The following is a 20,578-nucleotide window of genomic DNA, read 5'->3' on the forward strand; positions in this document are numbered from 1 at the left end:
ATCCCCTACAAGTGGTCTGTGCGAAAAGGTTTCGACCACGTCAGAAGCGCACTAAAAAGGCGCGACGGAGACCAACACGCACTTCGAACTGATCGGCGGACCCATTACGAACGATGGGTGAGCCGGCAGCCGCGTCTTGAAACCTTTCGTATTTGGCACCAACTTCCAGCCACCAAGTATCGGCGAACCTGTGGGTGACGACGAGTTCCAACCCTGCACTGACCAGCCCTCCAGCTGGGTCGTAGGCGGGGTATTGACTGCGTATGGCTTCGTCCGGCGTAATTCCGAAATAAGTCTGATTATATTTGTCTGTACCAAACAACAGTCGCGGCCCGAAGCGCACTGTCATGCGATCCATCGGGCGCGCTATGTAATTGGCTTCGATTGCGGCGACGAAACTGTCGTGCCCGCCCAGCCCATACCGAAGATCTGCAAAAACTTCGGCGTTTCGCGAAACATATCCGACCCCTGCGCCGATTTCGATGGATAGACCGACATCTTCCAGGCCAGTCAGCTCTGGGTAGTCGGAAGAGTCCCGTGGCGGAACATATCGCGCTGATAGCCTGGGAATGAACCCGGGAGGAAATACCAATGGATCTTCCGTCAGGACCGGATCGCCATACCGAAGAAACTGAGAAAACAGAAACGGAACTTCGACACTTCCCATTGGATAAAGTTGCTGACTATTCGCTCCGAAATACTCCGGAACAACCTGTGCACCCAGAACACCTGTGACGATCATCGACGTCTGTCGCCCGCCATCCTCCACTGTGACGCGTTCGCCGGGACCTATCACGGTAACTTCTGCGAAAGACTGAATGGGACTAGATATCAGAGCTACTGCCAGTACTAGACTAACACCTGCTCTGATCGGCGACCGCTTTGTATCAGCAACTGGAAAAAAACGATCTGCAGCTTCGACCAGAATACATAGAATTTTCAATTCTGGCGTAACCGCGCGCGAACGATAGGGAATGTTTAGCTGTGAAGGGTCTGCAGGTATTGTCCGATTCATGCACGCGCCTCCGTTTTGTTGCCCCAATTGGGCCCACTGTCCGAGAAAGAAGCCCTGGACGTTATTCTTTGCCTCAAACGAATTCTAATGGAACAATATAAGAGGTACTTCGGATGAAGGCCTTTCAAAGCAACGTCGTACGAGACCAACCGAGCGCCCAAAGCCTATCAGACCATGTTGGTTTGACAAGACCGGCGATCGTGTTCGCCGGATCGGCGTAGGGCTAGTACGAACATACCTTTAACAGGCGGTTACGCACTGAAGAGGTGCGACAGCCCACACTGGCTGCGAAAACCGTCCTGGACGTTGCCGGTCTGTGACTGGCGTCAGTGCAATGGCTAGCGCTGCTGTGGGGTTTGTCGCTCTTCCGGCGGCGCTCTGTCTTGATATGATTAGTGTCGCGCTGTATCGCGCCATCTGGGCCGCTTTTCTGATCGCGGGAAACTATTTCTGCAACTGGTTCGGCCACGAAGGAAGCCAGAACACACATTTTCAGATGCTGAACTGGGGTATAGCCAATTCAGTTGGTCTGATCCGTCAGGCGATCTACTTTGCCTGACGTAAATCAAGTTGTACTACTCCACGCTGTTTCTTTGGGCAAAGTGAGAGCCATCAGGCAACCGATCCGCATACGGAACCAACTTGCTCAAACGCGGCGGCGTCTTGAACCTCGGTTCTACAGCACCTTCGCGCAGATACTTTCTGACGGTGTTGCGAGACAGCCCCGTGCGCCGTTAATTATCGCGGATTGGCATTTTGTCACGCAATGCCCAGCGTCGTATGACACTCAAAAAATTCCATGCCGATCACTTCAAGTCTCCCCAAACAAAATCCTCGGAGCAATGTGTTCACAAGGGTCAATTCTCAGTGAAAGTTATCAGGCCTACCGGGTCACTTTTCAGTGGAAATCAACAATCATGTGAGGCCGGAGAAATGAGTGCTGGCTAAATGATCTCAGGCGCCAAGAAAACTCTTTATGAAGGGACCTGTCCACAAATGGCGATGCCATGGGGATAAACCACTGACCTGTTGACGGATTCTTCTAATATTCACCACAAGTGTTGGCGAAACATCAACGGAAGGATATTGGAAGAGCAGATTGATGTCACATCAGGACTGCAAAATATGACGACGCTGAATTCAGATAGCAGAAAACGGCTGGAAAGACGCTCTCTCAGCGTGGCCATGTGGGGAAACCTTTTCATGGCCGCCGCGGGGGTGCTGGCTGGTATGTTGTCGAATTCAAACGCGATCATGATGGACGGACTGTTCTCCCTGGTCGGGTTCGGCTCGGCGCTGCTTGGGCGTCGAATCAGTCGTCGCATCGATGCGGGTCCGGACAAGGTACGCCCTTTCGGCTACGCCGCTGACGAGGCTATTTTTGCGACATTTCGCTCACTGTCTCTTCTCGGCTTGGTCTTGTTCGCAATAACGAATGCGATCAAGAATATCTACAACTACCTCAACGGCATAATGCCTGAGCCGTTGAACTTTGCGCCGATGATCATCTACTTCGCCGGGATTGGCCTCACATGCACCTTCATGTGGGGCTTCCATCATTTCACCTGGCGCCGAATGGGAAAGAACAGCTCGATCCTGCGGCTCGAGTCCAAGGCTGCGATGTTCGACGGGCTGATCACGGCGGCGGCAGGTGTAGGGCTGGGTGCCGTCTACTTGTTCCGCGACGGTCCGCTGGCACCAGTTGCGCCGGTGGGCGACTCGGTAATCGTCCTAGTACTGTGCTTGTTGGCGGTCGGAACCTACGTCACAGATTTTCGCAGAGGATTGGGTGAATTGGCGGGCGTCAGCGCAAGCCCCGGAGACGTCGCTGCAGCCCGACGGGCTCTGCGTGCTGCTATTGTTCAGGATGGAGGATCACTACAGGATCTGTCCGTCACCAAACTTGGGCGAACATTCCTGATTACAGTCTATTACAATCCTGGCCGACCGATTTCTGCGTCTGTTATCGACGACCTGAACCTGCGCATGATCCGTGATACGCGCGAAGCACTGTCCGGCGCAGATGTGCTGCTCGTGATAACGGAACACTCAAGGCGCTGGCCGGATTCACTGAATCCTCTCTAACTAGGGTCAGGATGCATTGATTTTCGCTTCGTTGCTTGATTCACGGCTCGAAAACGGAGCGATGATATGAGCGACCTTTATTGGCTGACAGACGAGCAGATGGCCAAGCTTTCCCCTTTCTTCCCGAAGTCGAACGGCAGGCCACGGGTCGATGGTAGAAGGGTGCTGAGCGGGATTATCTTCATCAATCGCAATGGGTTGCGTTGGCGAGATGCCCCCAGGGAATACGGACCTCACAAAACGCTCTACAGCCGGTCGAAGCATTGGAGCGAGAAAGGCATCTTCGCACGAATGTTGGCTGGTCTGGCCGCCGAGCACGGTGAAAAGAAGACTGTCATGATCGACGCCTCATATCTAAAAGCCCATCGCACGGCGTCCAGCTTAGGCGCCAAAAAGGGGGGCATGGCCGCCTGATTCACTGCCCAGCAGGCGCATCCGAAGGATGCTGCCGAGAGGGGGCCGAACCAAGGGCGGCATGAATACCAAGCTGCATGCCATTTGCGATAGCAAAGGTCGCCCGCTCAACCTGTTCGTTACCGCCGGGCAGGTCAGCGATTACATCGGTGCTCGGGCTCTGCTCAGCAGCATACCAAATGTGGACTGGCTGCTCGGGTGCTCGTGGCTATGACGCCGACTGGTTCCGAGACGCCTTGAAAGACAAAGGGATACGCGCCTGCATCCCTGGTCGAAAGCAGCGCAGGCGCCGGTCAAATACGACAAGCGCAGATACAAGCGGCGAAACCGCATCGAGATCATGTTTGGCAGGCTCAAGGATTGGAGGCGCGTGGCAACATGCTATGATCGTTGTCCCAAGGTCTTCCTATCCGCCATCGCGCTCGCGGCTCTAGTCATCTACTGGTTATGAATCCTGACCCTAGCCCTGTCGCCTGTCTGCAAGGTGCTCGATCGAAAGAGTCCCGATTTGCGCGAAGGTGCCAAATGACCTGAAGCATTGGATAACGGGTCGCCGCGCGGGGTTGGGCGCTCAGTCATCTGTTCCCGTTTCGGAAGCGTGGATTTGATAAGTAGGCGCTTTTTGGGGCAGGCTCTGAACAGAAGGTTCGGTGCGAAGAGTGGAGCGGAGTGCCCGCGATAGATCGATTTGCGCCGGGCGAACCGCCAAGGTGTTCAAGGTCAGGTCACACGTGCGCGTTGATCCTCGATCCCCATTGAGATCAGCGAAGGTTCTTCGCGTTGGCTGGTCTGAAAGCTTGCTTTGTCCTGCATCTTGTCCCAATTGCTCAGGATCAAACATTGCGCGACGGCTCCGCCCAGTGTAGTTCCCGGTCCGGTGACGATGAACATGTCGGGTGCGAACTCTTTCGCGGCCTGTGATACGGCCTTTGTGAAATCATAGGTTTCGGTCACCTGATGACCCAAGGTGTAGTCCCAAAGCGCGTCCAGATCACAGGCTCCGGGCCACCAGATCTGACCACGGCCATCTATCATGGGCAAATTGGGTTGCCGGAACAGATCTGCGGCAAGGCGGGCGCGACCGGCTTCGGCAACTGGGCGTTGCAGATGTGAATGAAACCCTGCGTGATTGGCCAGCCGCATCGGAAATCGTTCCTGCACCACAGGCACCTTGTTTTCAAAGGCGGACAACCCAGCTTCATCCCCGGCCAGAACCAGCATCCCGCCCAGATCAATTGACAGGGTGAGGGTCGCGCCGGTGCCGTCGATCTCAGCGACCAGAGCCAGCAGTTCGGCCTTGCGTGCCGGGTTCGGCTGCCAGTCGGCATCCATGAAAGGATAGATCAACTGGCCGCCAATCAGGCTCTGCTGCATGAGTGTTCCCATGGTGTTGACCACCTCGAACCCTGCCTCGGCAGTCAAGGCGTCCCCGCAGGCCAGGGCTGAATACCAGCCCATCGAGTTTCCGGTCACAGCCACCACGTCGATCTTCTCCGGATCGATGGCACGAAAATCGCCCAGCGTGGCGGCATAGATCAAGGCCGAGGCATTGTCTCCGCGCGTGTGCTTTGCCACGGAATACCGTGTTGCGCCGTCCAGTTCGCTTAGGGTTTCCTGACCCTGTGCGCGCCGCATGCCATCGAAATGTGCCAGCAGGGCCTTGTCGGTAAAATGCCGACCCAGAACACCCAATTCGGGTTTGTTATAGGTTCCGCGCCCCGGACAGATGACAACAGCGGTTTGTTTAGCAGACCTCATTTGCCCGTCTCCATAAGGGATCTTGCTGCGGCCTCGATGCTGTCTTTCGATGGCATGGTCGCGGCATAGGCCGGGCCGGTGGCAATAAAGCTGTCTTCGGCGGCAATACGAGCCATCGGCACATCAGTGGTTTCGTGGAAATGGGCCATCAGGGCTTCGGCCACGCCGCCGTGATGCCGGGTTTCATCGACGATCAATATCCGCTTGGCGCCGCTTACGGCCCGGGTCAGCGCGTCTTTGGGAAGCGGCGACAACCAGCGCATGTCAATTATCCGGGTTTTTGTCCCGTCGGCCTCCAGCGATTTGCGCGCCTGATGGCTGAGGTAGACGCCATTGCCAAAGGTAACAATCGCCAGATCGTCGCCGTCGCCATCCACGCCGACCTCGCCGAAACCGATCCTTTCGGATGGGTCGGGGTAAGTGTGCATCCAGCCTGCGTCCCCGGCTTCGTGCAGGTCCCGCATCGGATAGAGCGCGATGGGTTCCAGAAACACGACCAACCGCTGTTCTTCCCGTGCCAGCCGCACGCATTCACGCAGCATTCGTGCAGCGTCGGAGCCGTTCGATGGGCAGGCCAGGATCAGCCCGGGAATATCGCGCAAAACCGCGACCGAGTTGTCATTGTGGAAATGCCCGCCAAAGCCCTTTTGATACCCCAGCCCGGCGATGCGAACGACCATCGGGTTGGTGTACTGACCGTTCGAGAAGAAGGGCAGGGTGGCTGCTTCGCCGCGCAACTGGTCTTCGGCGTTGTGAAGATAGGCCAGGAACTGGATTTCCGGCATGGGCGTAAACCCGTTTTGGGCCATCCCGATGGCGAGGCCCAGAATCGACTGTTCGTCTAGCAGCGTGTCGATCATCCGGTCGGGTCCGAAACGGGCCTGAAGCTTTTGCGTCACGCCATAGACACCGCCTTTGCGCCCGACATCTTCGCCCATCATCACGATCTCGCCGTGTACAAGCATCAGGTCGCTCAGGGCCCAGTTGATCAGGCGCGACATGATCTGGGGTTCAGCATGTGCTTTGAGGTCGCCGCCGAATACTTCAGCCCGATGTTCAGCTGACGGGCCATTGGTCGGGGCACAGGGGCGTGCGGGCGGGATCAGGCTGGCCATCACGTCACCTGCGGTTTTCAGGCGAGGGCGGGTGATCGCCTTGTCGGCGACGCGCGCTACGCGGTCGCAGGTGTCGGTGTATACCTTCAACGCGTCATCCGGTTGCATCGAACCGGATTGTTCAAGCAGACGGACGGAGTGCAGCAGGGGGTCGTTCGACTCTTCAGCTTCGACCTCGGATTTCGGCAAATACGTGGTGGGCATATCTGCTCCGGCGTGGCCATACAGGCGCACCGTGCGGATGTGCAGAAATGCGGGTTTCTTACGGCTGCGGACATAGGCGGCGGCTTCTTGTGCTATACGGTAGGTTTCGAAAATATCGAGCCCGTCGCACGAGAAATACTTCAGTCCCGGTCGATGAGAGAATGTCGCGGCGATCCAGCCTTGTGGTGTCTTGGTCGAAATTCCGATCCCGTTGTCCTCGCAGCAAAACAGCAGCGGCAGGGGAACCGACTGGTAAGACGTCCACTGTGCAGTGTTGAATGCGCCTTGCGCGGTGGAATGGTTGGCCGAGGCATCACCAAAGGAACAATAGACGATGGCGTCGTCCGCCATTTCTGCATGTTCTGGTTTGTGACGGCGGGCTGCCCCGATTGCATAAGCCGCGCCGACTGCTTTGGGCAGGTGGCTGGCAATGGTCGAGGTCTGCGGCGGGATGCAAAGCGCTTTTGACCCCAACACCTTGTGCCGCCCACCGCTGATCGGATCATCAGAGGATGAAGCGAAGGACAACAGAATATCCCATGTCGGGCTCTGCCCCGGCACCTGATCGGACCGGGCGATCTGAAACGCGGCGTCGCGGTAGTGCAGAAAAGCGGGGTCTGTCGGGCGCAGGGCTGCCGCCACGGCGGCCATCCCTTCGTGACCAGAGGAGCCAATGGTATAAAACCCCTGACCGGCTTTCTGCATTGCCCGGCTTTGGCGGTCCAAAGCGCGGCTGAGACATTGCGCGCGATATAGCCCGACCGCTTCAGACGCTGTCAGTGGGCCAGACGGCGTCGCGCCATCGGGAAAATCCCGTGCCGCAACCCGGCGCAGGAAGTTGTCATGCACAATGGTTGCGCGATCCATCTTTGTCGTCCTCAGGCGAAGGCTTGCAGGCCCGTTTGCGCGCGACCCAGGATCAGGGCGTGAACATCATGAGTGCCTTCATATGTGTTCACGGTTTCAAGATTCACCATGTGGCGGATCACGTGGAAATCCTGGCTGATGCCATTGCCACCGTGCATGTCACGTGCGTGGCGTGCGACCTCAAGTGCCTTGCCGCAATTGTTTCGCTTGATCAGACTGATCATTTCTGGCGCTGCGCGGGCTTCGTCCATCAGGCGACCCACGCGCAGAGCGGCCTGAAGGCCCAAGGCGATTTCCGTCTGCATGTTCGCAAGCTTCAGCTGGAACAGCTGCGTTTGCGCTAAAGGGCGACCGAATTGTTTTCGGTCCAGACCATATTGCCGTGCGGCGTGCCAGCAGGCCTCAGCTGCGCCCATAGATCCCCAGGCGATACCGTATCGTGCACGGTTTAGGCAGCCAAACGGCCCTTTCAGACCTTCGACACCCGGCAACAGAGCATCTTCCCCGACCTTGACATTGTTCATCACGATCTCACCTGTGATCGAGGCACGCAGCGACAGTTTGCCTTCGATCTTCGGGGCTGAAAGACCGGGTGTGCCTTTTTCAAGTACGAAACCCTTGATCTTGCCGTCATGCGCGTCTGATCTGGCCCAGACAACAAACACGTCAGCAATGGGCGCGTTCGAAATCCACATCTTTGAGCCGTTGAGCACATAACCCCCTTCGGTCTTTTTCGCGACGGTTTTCATGCCGCCGGGGTCCGAACCTGCATCGGGCTCGGTCAGGCCAAAACAGCCAATAGACTCACCGCTGGCCAGTTTCGGAAGATATTTCCGGCGCTGTTCATCCGTTCCGTAGGCATAGATCGGGTACATGACGAGGCTGGACTGCACCGACATCATCGAGCGGTAACCGCTGTCGACGCGTTCCACTTCGCGTGCGACCAGACCGTAAGTGACATAGCTGGCACCGATGCCGCCGAATTCTTCGGGGATAGTCGTGCCCAGAAGGCCCATTTGCCCCATCTCGCGAAAAATCTCGGGGTCTGTTTCTTCATTGGCAAAAGCCTGAGTTACACGGGGCAGCAGTTTGTCCTGCGCGTAGGCGTTGGCCGCATCGCGCACCATGCGTTCATCCTCGGCCAACTGGTCTTCCAGCAGAAAAGGGTCATCCCAAGTGAAAGGGCCAAGCTGGGGGCGGGATTGTGGTTTCATGAGAGTTTCCTTTCTACAGCGGCTTTGAGACGTGCAAGCCCCGCTGCAATTGTATCTTGGGCATAAGCAAAGCTCAGGCGAAAATGTCCGGGCAACCCGAATGCGCGACCGGGAACCAGAGCGACACCAGCATCTTCCAACAACCAGGTGCAGAAGTCAGCGTCATTTTTGAAAGGCCCACCCTGATCCTCAAGCAGTCCGGCGCAGGAAGGGAAGGCGTAAAACGCCCCGTCGGGTGCCGCGCAGCGCAAACCCGGAACCGCGTTCAACCCTGCAACCACCAGATCACGGCGTTGGGCAAATACGGCGCGGCGTTCTTCCAACAGGCCTGCGCTGCCGGTCAGCGCCGCAAGCGAGGCCCATTGTGCAATCGAACAGGCACCCGAGGTAACCTGCCCCTGAACGGCCACCATCGCCTTGATCAGCTCGACCGGCCCGATCCCCCAGCCTATGCGCCATCCGGTCATGGACCATGCTTTGGCGACACCGTCGACGATCAACAGACGGTCGGCAAGGTCTGGGGCCGCCTCGGCCACTGATACAAACGGAGTAAAGCTGAGATGGCGATAAATCTCGTCCGCAAGAACCCAAACCTGTGGATGCCGGGACAGAACAGATGCGAGGGCGGCAATTTCATCCTGCGTGTAGATTGCCCCCGACGGGTTCGACGGCGTGTTGAGCATCAGCCAGCGTGCGCGCGGTGTAATGGCGGCCTCTAACTGTTCCGGCAGAAGCTTGAATCCCTGATCCATCTGGCAAGGCAGAATGACGGGCGTTCCACCCGCCATCCGCACTATGTCAGAATAGCTGGTCCAGTAGGGCGCGGGCATGATGACCTCGTCGCCGGGGTTCAGGCTGGCCAGCATGGCATTGGCAATCACCTGTTTGGCACCGGTCGACACAATGACCTGAGCAACTTCGGCTTTGGCCTGCCGGGCAACTTCGATGCGCAAATCGGGCACCCCGGCCGTCGGCGGGTACTTCGTCTTGCCGTCCAGCGCTGCCGCGTGGGCTGCTGCGACCACATGGGGCGGGGTGGGCAGGTCAGGCTCACCGGTCGACAATGCCAGAACATCGCGCCCTTCCGAACGCAAGCGTGCGGCGGCCTCGGAAATCTGCACGATTTCGGACAATTCGATACCGTTTAGTCGGTTTGCGCGATGGAACACTGTTAATCTTCCTCTGGAGATGACTGAGGTTCTATCTGCAAAGTAACTTGATAAAAATACGCTGCTTTGTATCGTTTCAGTGACTAAAACTCATGAGTGATATGCCCAGAATCAATTCCCTGCCGTCTTTTGCCCTCATGCGCAGTTTCGAGGCTGCTGCACGCCACGAAAGCTATACCATGGCGGCAGAAGAGCTTGGTGTGACGCAGGGCGCGGTTAGCCGTCAGGTTCGTGAACTTGAGGTTGCGCTGGGGGTGACGCTGTTTCGCCGGGTCGGACGTGCGGTTCGCTTGTCGAAAGCGGGTCGCGCTTTGTTTGAAGAACTTGCAGGCGACCTTGAGCGGCTGAACGGTACGATCAATCGTGCGATCGCGGCCGGTGACGGTGCGTCGTTGCTGACCTTGGCGGTCCTGCCCACCTTTGCGACACGGTGGCTGGTGCCCAGACTGCCGGATTTCAAGCACCTGCATCCGGGGATCGAACTGGATCTGCATTCCTACACGACGCCGTTCAGCCTGGAAGAGCGGCGCATGGACGTTGCCATTCACTTTGGGCACGAAGACTGGCCCGGTGCGCGGCTACGCAAGCTGTTCCCGGAAAAACTTGTTGTAGCGGCTGCGCCTGTGTTGTTGGGCGACCAACGGACTTTCGAGGAACAGCATGTGTTCGATCTGCCGCTGTTGCATCTGACCTCGCGGCCCGGGCTGTGGTCCGAATATCATGCCAGCCATAGACTTGAGGCCAGAACGGTTTTTCCAGGAATGCGCTTTGATCAGTTCTCGATGCTGATCGAAGGCGCAGTTGCCGGGCTTGGGGCTGCGATTTTGCCGTCCTATCTGATCGAGGCCGAGTTGGCGTCGGGCGCGCTGGTCCAGACCGGGCAACTGGCGAATACCTCGGGCAGCGCATATTTCATTGCCACACCAACCGGGCAGAGGAACGAAGCCGTACAAGCATTTGCGGACTGGATCATCCGGCAAACGAAAAGGCATCAGTAAGGGTGCAGCCGCGAAAGAAAGGTTACAGTACCCGGATACCTGGCATGGTCTGGATGACTGCCAGATCCTGCTCGTAAAGCTCTGTAAATGCGTCAACGATGTCGGCGTTCCAGCCGGGCAGATCAAGTTCCTCTTCGACCTCATCGGGCCGGGCGTGGTCTTCCAATATCCGCGCAAGGTCTTCGCGTTGAGTATCTTTGTCGAGGCCGTCGCTGCCCCGCACGATGTCCAGAACATGCCGTTGACCGGTTTCAGTCAGAAGCGACGACAGCAACGCATACTCATCCACCAGAGGAGCGTCACCGGGCAGGCCCGCCATTGTGCGCATGATATCCCCCAGAATCAGTGGCAAGTGTTCATTCTTCCACAAAGTGAGCTGCACCTGAGGCGCAAGATCGCGCAGATCTTCGATCATGCTCAACCAGCTCAGGCAGCTCAGATCGGTGCTGGTCAGAATCTCCTGCCGGTGATCTTCATGGATCGACATCAGGACCTTGGGTATGAAAATCCCAGGGTTCACCAGACCGACGAATAATTCAACTTGAGCATCCTCCAGCAAGGTCTGGGCATAGGCTGTCCGCTGCCCGGCAAAAGGGTAAATCTGTCCATGTTGCAGGGCAGAACGTGTTGGGCCAAAGAACTTGTCGTTCGAGAGGATGACACGATCAACATTTGGATCATCTGGAAGAAGGGCGTGCAGCCCGTCCTGCGTTTCTGAATCAGTCAAATCCTGAGCAAGAGCATCAGACAGAACCTTGACAAACTGACGCCCGCCGCGTGGCCCCAAGATCGCAGCACGGCAATCCACCAAGGCCTGCTTGATTGCCGAAAGCGAGGACAGCACTTGCCCTTCATCGGCAAAGGCGGCCCCGGCATGGATTACTACCTGCATCTTTAGTCCTTTTACCCTCAGGGGCTGTGTCCATCCCATTCTATGTCTTTGCGTCGCATGAAAATCTGCAACGAAACAACCCCGCGGTTTCTGCACTTTCTCAGGAAAACGGGCAATCCCCAAGTTCGAGTCAAAAATGAGGGTTGCAGTCCTCTGTCGGACGAAGTAATCGACTGCCAGTGCCCCTATAGCTCAGCTGGTAGAGCAACTGATTTGTAATCAGTAGGTCCGCGGTTCGAGTCCGTGTGGGGGCACCACTAAAATCCCATTATTTCAATACCTTACATCGCGTCGTGACGGTTTCCTTTCGTATAGTACGTGCTTTCTGTGTCCAGATTTGTGTCCCGATTTTGTGGATTCAGCAGCTAATCACTCAACGAATCCAACTATTTAGATTTGATGTCCGACTAAGGTCCAATCAGTTGACCTTTTTGGGAACGCAGCGCTTTCGACTGTAGCTACGACAAAGCGTGATTTCTTTCATTTCGCATGTTTACAACAAGCTCTAGAAGGTCAAAATTGGAACCGCTCATTATGCTTATTCCCATTGTTACAAGGACTTACAATGACAGATAGTGTCGAAGTTAAAATTGCGCAACTCGAGCACAAAGCAGCTCGCTTTAATACCCTTGTTAGCGGTTTGGTTGGAGCAGTTATTGGTGTCCTTGGGACTCTGGGTGCGAGCTATTTGGTCTATCTAAACAAAGATCGGGAACTCGATTTGGAGTTGGCTAGGCTGAGCCTGACTATTCTTTCAGGTGATTATGAAGAAGACGTGAAAAACACGTTACCGGCCAGGATGTTTGCACTTAGCGCACTGGAGCGAGGCACAGGAGTAGACATTCCAGAACAAGACAAGGAACTTTGGGCGAATTCTGGAGTAACCCCAAATGCGGACGTGTTTAAGCAAGCCGTTTGGAGCGAAAGCCTAAAAGATTCCGGGCCCGTAAGCGAAGTCGCGAAAATGTTCGATAACCCATCTTTGCGAGACATTATTGAAGAACACATGGAGCATGATTTAGCTGCCACAACCCCAAACTGTGTGAAAGTCGGGCAGACAGTCGAGTGCGGTGAGGTGTCTTCTTTCAACCAGAGTGAAAACGAGCTTTGTATAATTTCTGGAAAACCTCCTGAGCTTAAGTACATATGCGGCGAACCCACTCGATGGGATTGGGACGTCATGAATAGTTTCAGTACAGATAGCGGTTCAGAGTAGGCTTGCCGACCAGGTGGCTCTGGCAAGCGATTATCCCGTCTCCTTTCCTAGCGATTGCTTCCATTGGGTCTCCTTTGGATTGGTCCAAGATAGTGTGTCCAGATATGTGCCTTAATGATTTCAAATACTTAGGAAATAGCACTAGTTAAGCAGGTACTGTATCCTATTGATTTCATTAAAGAAGTGGGTGCGTGGAGGTGCCCCTAGACCATTTTGTAATCAGTAGGTCCGCGGTTCGAGTCCGTGTGGGGGCACCACTTTACATGATAAGATTCTGTAATATAATGTTTTTCAGAGCGGTACCTTGTGTATCCCCTGATTTATCCCCTGTTTTTCTGTTGATGGATATGAGCCCAGATTTTCTCGCCATCGATTCCCTTGATACGCATTCTTCTAATAAGATTGATGATAGTAAATGTTGGTGTTTTTTAGAGTTAGGGCTGTGAAAATGTCCCAACTTAAACGGGCAAACCGACCCAGGTTTTATACCTTTTGACGATGCTAGGCTCCGAAGGCAGCTCTCATGAGTACTCTACGCGATCACCAGCTCGCAGTCCGGTCCGGGTCTGTGCAGCCAGAAACTGGCGACACTATGGTCGTTGCCATCCCATTCTCCTAATTGGACGAATACATCGTCGTGCAAAGGTAGTCTCCTTTTAGCGAATTTAGAGAGCTTCAAAAGATCAGTCTGGGGAAACTTGCTGCATCGCTGTAAGTGCAATGCTGCGCCCGCGAATACCTCTCACACTCACGTTCGCTGCGCCTGCACAAGTCCGGTTTGTCCTGTGTGGATGGCGTCTGCTTTGCAAGGACAAAATGCTCTGATTGCGCGGCTGGTCAGTACAGTCCTGTGTCCGGCCTTTGATTGCGGCATTTGCTTGAGCCGCTGGCCTTGATGGGTTCCGTGAACCTGGTCCCAATCGGCAAAGCGAACCTGAGAGTTCAGGACGAAGCTCGGGTTTTCCGGGTTCTCGGATGACCGCACGTGCCATCATGGCATTCGTCTTGCAATTCTTTTTTGTTCAGTGCCTCCGGTTATGCCGCTGATTGCCGGTAGTATGTTTCTTTGGTGAGGATCGCCCAGATGATCCGTGCGGCTTTGTTTGCCATCGCGATCGTGGCAAGTCGGACGGGTTTGCGCTCGAGGAGTTGCATGATCCAAGGATGCACGCGTTCTGGATAGCCGCGGGCGCGCTGTACTTGTGAGGTCATACCGATCACCAGAAGCCTTCTTATGTAACGGTCACCCTTCTTGCTAATCCGGCCGAGGCGTTCCTTGCCACCACTCGATCTGTTCAATGGGGTGAGACCAAGCCAAGCAGCAAACTCGCGCCCGTTCTTGAACTGTTTGCCGTCGCCGATGGTGGCGACGATGGCAGAGGCGGTGATTGGACCAACACCAGGGACGGTTCTGATCCGCTTGGCCCGTTCATCGATCCGCGAATGATACTCGATCAGTTTGTCGTAGAACACCACGCGCTCGTCGAGTGCAACAACCTGCTCGCAGAGGGTTTTGAGCATGCTCTTCGCAACGTCTGGCATGTCCGGGCAATCGTTGGTTTTGAACCCTTTGACGAAGCGCATCGCCGCCACCGGCCCGTTCCCGATCACATGACCAAACTCTCGAAGAAGACCCCGGATCACGTTCAGCATCTGGGTTTTCTGGCGCACGACAAGCTGGCGCACGCGATGCATTGTAAGAAGGGCTTGTTGTTCCTTCGATTTCACAGCGACGAACCGCATGGTCGGTCGCGTGACGGCCTCGCAGATTGCCTCGGCATCAACCGCATCCGTCTTTCCACGCTTCACGTAGGGCTTTACGTAAGTCGCCGGCATGAGGCGCACGTCATGGCCGATTTCAGTCAGCTCACGCGCCCAGTGATGTGCCGACCCACACGCCTCAATTCCGACGAGGCAGCTCGGCAGGGTCTCAAAGAACTTCAGCAATTGTCTGCGGCGCATCGAACGATTGAAGACAACCGTACCGTCATCAGCGATTCCGTGGACCTGAAAGACGTCTTTACCGAGATCCAATCCTATTGTCGTGACTTCCATGGTGGGGCTCCTTTCCTTGCAGAAGATGTCTTCTGCAGTTTGCCGCAAAGCGCGACGGTTGGCTGCAGACGCCATCCACCCCATCCGCAGAGCGGTTGTTTGGGGAAAATCGATCGATGTCCGAATTGCGGACATCTGCGTATTTTGTGTTAGTAAGTGCATTAGGGAGAGGCATCCACCATGGGAAACAACTCCAGACGGGCGTTTATAAGGTCCTTCCTGACGAGCACGACGATCCTCGTTGCTCCGAGTACATTGTTCGGGCAAGAAGGCACGCTGACCGATCTTGGCGGAGCGATACTCAATCTTGATGAAGTCACGATTTTTACGGCTCGCGAGATCGTCACACTTGATCCCGACCTTCCAAGCGCCGAAGCCGTTGCTGTTGTAAACAGTCGGATTTTGGCGACCGGCACTAGAGAGCAAGTCCAAGAGGCGATTGGTGAACAGCCCTTCACCGTTGATGACACATTCGCCGACCTTATCATCGTTCCCGGCTTTATCGCCCAGCATGATCACCCAGTTTTGGGCGGCTTAAGCCTTTCGTCCGTCATTCTTTCGATAGAGGACTGGGACTTGCCACAGGGTTTATCGCGCGCCGTTGTGGACAAGGATGACTTTCTGGCACGGTTGTCCGAAGCTGTTAATGGTCAGCAAGACCCGGACACCCCTGTCATGACATGGGGATACCACGCGGCATTTTATGGTCCACTGACACGGTCGGACCTTGACCAGGTCAGCAGCGAACGCCCTATCTTTGTGTGGGCCCGCTCATGCCACGAATTCATTCTGAATTCTGCTGCAATGGAGGCCGCGGGCGTTACCGAAGAGGTCATGGACGCCTGGTCCGACTCAGAAAAGATGCAATCCAGCTTTGAGCATGGACACTTCTGGGAACAGGGTTTGTTTGCAGTTCTGCCTTTGATTGCACCATACGTGGCAACCCCTGAAAAGTTTCGCGCTGGTTTGGAGACCATGCGCGATTACATGCATGCGAAGGGCGTGACCTACGGCAACGAGCCAGGCGGCATTCTGGCACGCCCGGTTCAGGATGCGGTGAACGCTGTATTCTCCGCACCCTCAATGCCGTTCCGGTGGAGCTTCATTCCAGATGGAAGAAGCCTGATCGCCAAATATGACAATGCTGAAGATGTGATCGAACAGACAGAAGCACTTGTCGACTGGTATGGTGGCAAGACCAGTATGTCCAAAGGCAGCGTCAAGCTTTTTGCGGACGGTGCGATATATTCCCTTGCCATTCAACTGAGGGACGATCCGCTTGGCGATTACCATGGCGAGTGGATGATGGACCTGTCGGCCTTTGAGCGTGCATTTCAAACCTATTGGGACGCGGGCTACCAAGTTCATATTCACGTCAACGGTGACGCCGGGTTGGACCGTGTATTAAACGCCTTAGAGCGGAACTTGCGCAGAAACCCTCGTTTCGATCATAGAACGGTGATCGTGCACTTTGCTGTGAGTGCGCCCGATCAGGTCATGCGTATCAAACGTCTGGGCGCGATTGTTTCCGCAAATCCCTACTACGTGACGGCACTTGCGGATCAATACAGTAAAACCGGTCTTGGTCCTGAACGCGCCAATGAAATGGTCCGTCTTGGTGATCTGGATCGAGCGGGTATTTCCTGGTCACTGCATTCCGATATGCCGATGGCGCCCGGTGATCCATTGTTCCTAATGTGGTGTGCGGTGAACCGCGTGACGAGTTCCGGTCGGGTAGCAGGACAGGATCAGACGGTCCCGGTCGAAGAGGCCTTACGTGGAGTGACAATCAACGCCGCCTATTCTCATCGTCTTGAACGGGACCTTGGCAGTATCGAACCTGGCAAGCGAGCGAACTTCACTATTTTGGATGACAACCCATTGACTGTGGATCCCATGGCAATCAAGGACATTCAGGTTTGGGGAACAGTATTGGAAGGTGATAAGTTTCCAGTGGGCTACAAGGCAGAACAGGAAGATGCACGTTTGCGTCTAAATGATCCGGACAGCCAAAGAGAGTTCGCAGTAAACACTCTCAATCACGCGCTTTCGGTTGTTCACGCTCATCTTTAGGCACGTTCGCTCTGGGAGCGGAATGAACCGTAATCTCGCGCACTTGAGCTTGAGGCGGGAGCGCTCGGGAGAGCCTGTTTCTGCAAGCTTTTGATGCGGAATTTTTGGCGCAATCGCCGTCGTAATCTTTATGCAAAAGTGAATGTCGACTTCGTCCGCGCAGCAGAAATTCACTAAATTTTCCCTAACCGCAGCACGGAGCCCCCAGTGACCGATGCTGCACGATCAACCGACGGCGGCCATGCGGACAAAGTGGGTGTTCAAGGAACTTTTTAAAGTGCCTTTTCAATGAACTTTGAAAAAAGCTCACCCTGCGAGTTGATCCTAAGTTTCGCGTAAATGTTGCGTCTGTGGATGCGGACTGTGCCTGGAGAGATGCCGAGAATTGTGCCGACAGCTTCTGCCGAATGGCCCTTCAACGTGAACTCAACGACTTCTCTTTCTCGTGGCGTCAGAACGCCATCGCCAAATGCCTGGAAAGCAAGATCGACGCGACGACTAACGCCATTTGCTGCGGCGCCGCGGGTCATCGTTGGAAAGTCACTCCAATGTTTGCAACAGGCTGCCCGAACGAGCGGCCATAGAGCGTGCAAATGACGAATTTCCTTGGCTGAAAAAGGCTTCACTGATCGCATGAGCGAGACCACAACCATCCCAGTGCTTGGGATATCGATAAAGTAGCCAATCTCCTCTGCTAACCCAGTCCTTTTGTAATAGCTGCGATAGTATTCGCCCTGATAGAACCTGTCCGGTGCGATATCGCGCATGCGGTACAGACCCGGTGTTATCGGTTTTGTCGCGGCCAAAAAAAATGGATCAAGTACGTAGGGCCCCGCTTGGTAATCCTCAACAAAAATACGCCGTTTGCTTTTGGGAAAATCGTCGTGAAGGTCTATCGGTGCTTCGGTTCCGACATGGCCAAACACCACTGTAAAATCGAATGGTGCGACCTGCCGCAAGCCATCTGCCAAAGCACATGGAAATTCTGGGGTTCCGATCTTCTCCACGACCCTGCCGGCCTCTTCCATCCAATCGTACACACGCCGCTCCAGATTCTCGAAAAGAGCCTCTATACTCTAATTGTGGTATATACAGTTATTCCGAGTTATTGTTACTTTTTTCTTGTTTGAGTGGTATGCCAGTAAATGCCAAAAAATCAAGCAAAAGGAAAACGGCAGTATATGAGCTTTGACATGAGCGTCACCATGCAGACGATTGCGGAACTCCGAGGAGTGACCAAGACCTTCGGGAATGTGGTCGCTGCCAAAGACCTGAATCTTTCCATTGGGAAAGGAGAGTTTCTGTCATTCTTGGGCCCATCTGGTTGCGGCAAAACCACAGCACTAAGAATGCTGGCAGGTTTCGAGAAACCAACCGAAGGTCAGGTGTTGCTCGATGGCGAAGTCGTCAACGACTTGGATGCGCACCATCGCCCAGTCAACATGGTGTTTCAGCACTACGCTCTTTTTCCTCACCTGAGCGTGTTCGACAACATCGCGTACGGCCTGCGCCAACAACGACCACGCATAGACAAGCAAACAATCGCGACAAAGGTTAAGCAGGCGCTGGAAACTGTCCGTCTTGGTGGGTTTGGCCCACGTCGCATCTGGGAGATGTCTGGTGGTCAGCAGCAACGCGTCGCTTTGGCGCGTGCGATCGTAAACGAGCCCAAGCTTTTGCTGCTCGATGAACCAATGGCTGCTCTGGATCGAAAGCTTCGAAAAGAAATGCAGTTTGAACTGCAGAACCTGCAACGACAACTGGGAATAACTTTTGTCCTCGTCACGCACGACCAAGAAGAAGCGCTTTCAATGTCCGACCGAATTTGTGTGATGGAAGGTGGCAGTATTGTGCAGGTAGGCAGCCCACGCGAACTCTATGACATGCCCCGCAGCCGTTACGTGGCTGGATTTGTAGGCACCTCGAATTTCTTTGATGCAACTGTAACTGACGCAGTAGCCGACCAAATCACTGTGCGTTTAGCGAGTGGCCAAAAGGTGCACGGAACTCCGGAGATTCCAATAGATGCAGGGCAGGAAGTGTGCGTCAGTATCCGTCCTGAACAGATCACGCTGACCCGTGCGCTACCCACAGCTGAAATTGCTCTGCCAGTTACCATTAAAAATCGGATCTTCCTTGGGGAGCACACAGAATACCTTGCGCGCAACGAAGCACTGGGTGATTTCCACGTGCTTGTGCCAAGGCAAGCGGAATTGAACGAGGGGACGTTCAATGCAGGAGAGCAAGCCTTTGTCTCATGGGGCGAAGGCGCACTGCTGATCCTTGAAAAATAACAACTCCCGCAATCCAACAAAAGAGAGGTTCACGATGACCAATGATAACGGGACTATTTCCAAGCAAAAGTTCATGGAAGAGCTTCGCCGGTACCAAAAGGGTTCGGTCACCCGGCGACATTTTTTGGGCGTGACAGGTCTTGGGATGGCAACGGCCGTTCTGGGCACGGCCATGCCTGGGTTGCGTCCACGCCCGGCATTTGCTGCCGGAGACATTGGCGACCGAGTGATCCTCGCCACGTGGCCGAACTACCATGACGAGATGAACTTCGAAGCCTTCACGGAAGCCACCGGCGCCCATGTTCAGGTCAATGTTTTTGGCTCGAACGAAGAGATGTTGGCAAAGTTGCAGGCCGGAGGCTCTGGCTGGGACGTGTTCGTTCCAACCAATTACACGATCACTACGTATGTGGGTGAAGATCTGATCATCCCGCTCGATACGTCCAAACTGCCAAACTACGACGCAGGTTCATTCGAACAGCGCTTTTCCGATGCTGGTTCTGTCGATGGCCAGCTTTACGCGGTGCCGAAAAACTGGGGCACGACCGGCTTTGCAGTGAATACCAGCAAGCTTGATGGCGCTCCGACTCCAACCACATGGAAAGAGTTCTGGGACCTGACTATGGCGGGTTACTCAGGCCGGACAATGGTGCACGATTACCAACTCACCACTATCGGTAATGCCCTGAAGTATTTTGGCTATTCCTTCAACTCGGTCGATGAGAAGGAACTGGCCGATGCAGAGAAATTGTTGCTGGATGCTAAGCCGCATCTGTTTGCAATTTCGTCTGACTATCAGCCACCGATGCGCAACGGTGACGCTTGGATGACGATGTGCTGGACAGGTGACGGCAAGCAGATGAATGTCGACATGCCTGAAATCGCCTACGTTCTGGGAGCTGAGGGCGGTGAACTCTGGTCCGACTACTACGCTATTCCGAAGGGCGCGCCCCATTTGGATGCCGCCTATGCCTTGATCGACTTCCTGCTGAACCCGGAAGTTAATGCGAAAGAAGTCCTCGCTCATGGCTATCCATCGGCTGATGCTCGCACCAATGCGTTGCTGCCGAAGGAATTGCTGGAAGATCCGATCCTTTATCCGGCAGCTGACCTTCTGAATGCGCTCGAGTTTGGCGCGGCGGCTACGCTAACCGATCCAAACCGTGCCGAGTTGCTCGCCCGCTTCAAGTCGGCCTAAGCGGTAAGGCC

15 protein-coding genes, 1 tRNA gene and 1 pseudogene are annotated in these 20,578 nt (G+C 55.1%); 9 read left to right on the top strand and 8 right to left on the bottom strand.

Annotated features, from left to right (window positions below; translation table 11 throughout):
* Positions 1 to 40 precede the first annotated feature (40 nt).
* Complete coding sequence (locus ACR0ID_RS16715; protein ID WP_480521017.1) at positions 41 to 796, bottom strand: MipA/OmpV family protein; 756 nt, start codon at positions 794 to 796, stop codon at positions 41 to 43.
* A gap of 553 nt (positions 797 to 1,349) precedes the next feature.
* On the opposite strand from ACR0ID_RS16715, the gene ACR0ID_RS16720 reads away from it, so the two are divergent.
* The 3 genes and pseudogenes from ACR0ID_RS16720 to ACR0ID_RS16730 all read left to right on the top strand — a co-directional run bounded on the left by ACR0ID_RS16720 (position 1,350) and on the right by ACR0ID_RS16730 (position 3,965).
* Positions 1,350 to 1,574, top strand: a complete 225-nt coding sequence (locus tag ACR0ID_RS16720) for a hypothetical protein (protein WP_480521019.1) — start codon at positions 1,350 to 1,352, stop codon at positions 1,572 to 1,574.
* Positions 1,575 to 2,101: 527 nt separating this feature from the next.
* Positions 2,102 to 3,100, top strand: coding sequence for a cation efflux transmembrane domain-containing protein (locus ACR0ID_RS16725; protein ID WP_480607160.1), 999 nt, complete (start codon positions 2,102 to 2,104; stop codon positions 3,098 to 3,100).
* A gap of 66 nt (positions 3,101 to 3,166) precedes the next feature.
* A pseudogene (locus ACR0ID_RS16730) lies at positions 3,167 to 3,965 on the top strand (IS5 family transposase).
* 269 nt (positions 3,966 to 4,234) lie between these two features.
* Here ACR0ID_RS16730 and ACR0ID_RS16735 read toward each other — a convergent pair.
* The 4 genes from ACR0ID_RS16735 to ACR0ID_RS16750 are packed head-to-tail and all read right to left on the bottom strand — an operon-like array spanning position 4,235 to position 9,841.
* Positions 4,235 to 5,272: an ACP S-malonyltransferase gene (locus tag ACR0ID_RS16735; protein WP_480607163.1), complete on the bottom strand. Its 1,038-nt coding sequence runs from the start codon at positions 5,270 to 5,272 to the stop codon at positions 4,235 to 4,237.
* The gene (locus ACR0ID_RS16740; protein WP_480607165.1) at positions 5,269 to 7,458 is read right to left on the bottom strand and encodes a dehydrogenase E1 component subunit alpha/beta; all 2,190 of its coding nucleotides are present in this window, start codon (positions 7,456 to 7,458) and stop codon (positions 5,269 to 5,271) included. Before ACR0ID_RS16740 ends, ACR0ID_RS16735 begins: the two co-directional genes overlap by 4 nt.
* An 11-nt stretch (positions 7,459 to 7,469) precedes the next feature.
* Positions 7,470 to 8,672, bottom strand: coding sequence for an acyl-CoA dehydrogenase (locus tag ACR0ID_RS16745; RefSeq protein WP_480607168.1), 1,203 nt, complete (start codon positions 8,670 to 8,672; stop codon positions 7,470 to 7,472).
* Entirely contained in the window at positions 8,669 to 9,841 is a 1,173-nt protein-coding gene (locus ACR0ID_RS16750) for a pyridoxal phosphate-dependent aminotransferase (protein WP_480607171.1), read from the bottom strand. Before ACR0ID_RS16750 ends, ACR0ID_RS16745 begins: the two co-directional genes overlap by 4 nt.
* Before the next feature lie 101 nt (positions 9,842 to 9,942).
* Between ACR0ID_RS16750 and ACR0ID_RS16755 the strand changes: the two genes are divergently transcribed.
* Positions 9,943 to 10,839 (top strand): LysR substrate-binding domain-containing protein, encoded by an 897-nt coding sequence (locus ACR0ID_RS16755; RefSeq protein WP_480607174.1) that lies wholly within the window; start codon positions 9,943 to 9,945, stop codon positions 10,837 to 10,839.
* 22 nt (positions 10,840 to 10,861) lie between these two features.
* Here the strand turns inward: ACR0ID_RS16755 and ACR0ID_RS16760 are convergent, their stop codons facing one another.
* Entirely contained in the window at positions 10,862 to 11,731 is an 870-nt protein-coding gene (locus ACR0ID_RS16760; RefSeq protein ID WP_480607177.1) for a hypothetical protein, read from the bottom strand.
* Between the two features lie 181 nt (positions 11,732 to 11,912).
* On the opposite strand from ACR0ID_RS16760, the gene ACR0ID_RS16765 reads away from it, so the two are divergent.
* A tRNA-Thr gene (locus tag ACR0ID_RS16765) sits at positions 11,913 to 11,988 on the top strand.
* A 308-nt stretch (positions 11,989 to 12,296) separates the two neighbouring features.
* Positions 12,297 to 12,947, top strand: coding sequence for a hypothetical protein (locus ACR0ID_RS16770; RefSeq protein WP_480607180.1), 651 nt, complete (start codon positions 12,297 to 12,299; stop codon positions 12,945 to 12,947).
* A gap of 1,035 nt (positions 12,948 to 13,982) precedes the next feature.
* On the opposite strand, the gene ACR0ID_RS16775 is transcribed toward ACR0ID_RS16770, so the two are convergent.
* Positions 13,983 to 15,002 carry an IS110 family RNA-guided transposase gene (locus ACR0ID_RS16775; RefSeq protein ID WP_480607183.1) on the bottom strand — a complete coding sequence of 340 codons (1,020 nt, stop codon included), beginning with the start codon at positions 15,000 to 15,002 and terminating at the stop codon, positions 13,983 to 13,985.
* A 180-nt stretch (positions 15,003 to 15,182) separates the two neighbouring features.
* On the opposite strand from ACR0ID_RS16775, the gene ACR0ID_RS16780 reads away from it, so the two are divergent.
* The gene (locus ACR0ID_RS16780) at positions 15,183 to 17,075 is read left to right on the top strand and encodes an amidohydrolase (RefSeq protein WP_480607186.1); all 1,893 of its coding nucleotides are present in this window, start codon (positions 15,183 to 15,185) and stop codon (positions 17,073 to 17,075) included.
* A gap of 272 nt (positions 17,076 to 17,347) precedes the next feature.
* Here the strand turns inward: ACR0ID_RS16780 and ACR0ID_RS16785 are convergent, their stop codons facing one another.
* Positions 17,348 to 18,115 carry a helix-turn-helix transcriptional regulator gene (locus ACR0ID_RS16785; protein WP_348540160.1) on the bottom strand — a complete coding sequence of 256 codons (768 nt, stop codon included), beginning with the start codon at positions 18,113 to 18,115 and terminating at the stop codon, positions 17,348 to 17,350.
* Between the two features lie 153 nt (positions 18,116 to 18,268).
* On the opposite strand from ACR0ID_RS16785, the gene ACR0ID_RS16790 reads away from it, so the two are divergent.
* Together ACR0ID_RS16790 and ACR0ID_RS16795 are read left to right on the top strand one after the other, a co-directional pair.
* Positions 18,269 to 19,369, top strand: a complete 1,101-nt coding sequence (locus tag ACR0ID_RS16790; RefSeq protein WP_480607189.1) for an ABC transporter ATP-binding protein — start codon at positions 18,269 to 18,271, stop codon at positions 19,367 to 19,369.
* A gap of 34 nt (positions 19,370 to 19,403) precedes the next feature.
* A complete protein-coding gene (locus tag ACR0ID_RS16795) occupies positions 19,404 to 20,567 on the top strand; it encodes an ABC transporter substrate-binding protein (protein WP_480521116.1) in 1,164 nt (387 codons plus the stop codon).
* The last annotated feature ends 11 nt before the right edge of the window (positions 20,568 to 20,578 follow it).

The organism is Ruegeria sp. AL2 (assembly GCF_056540845.1).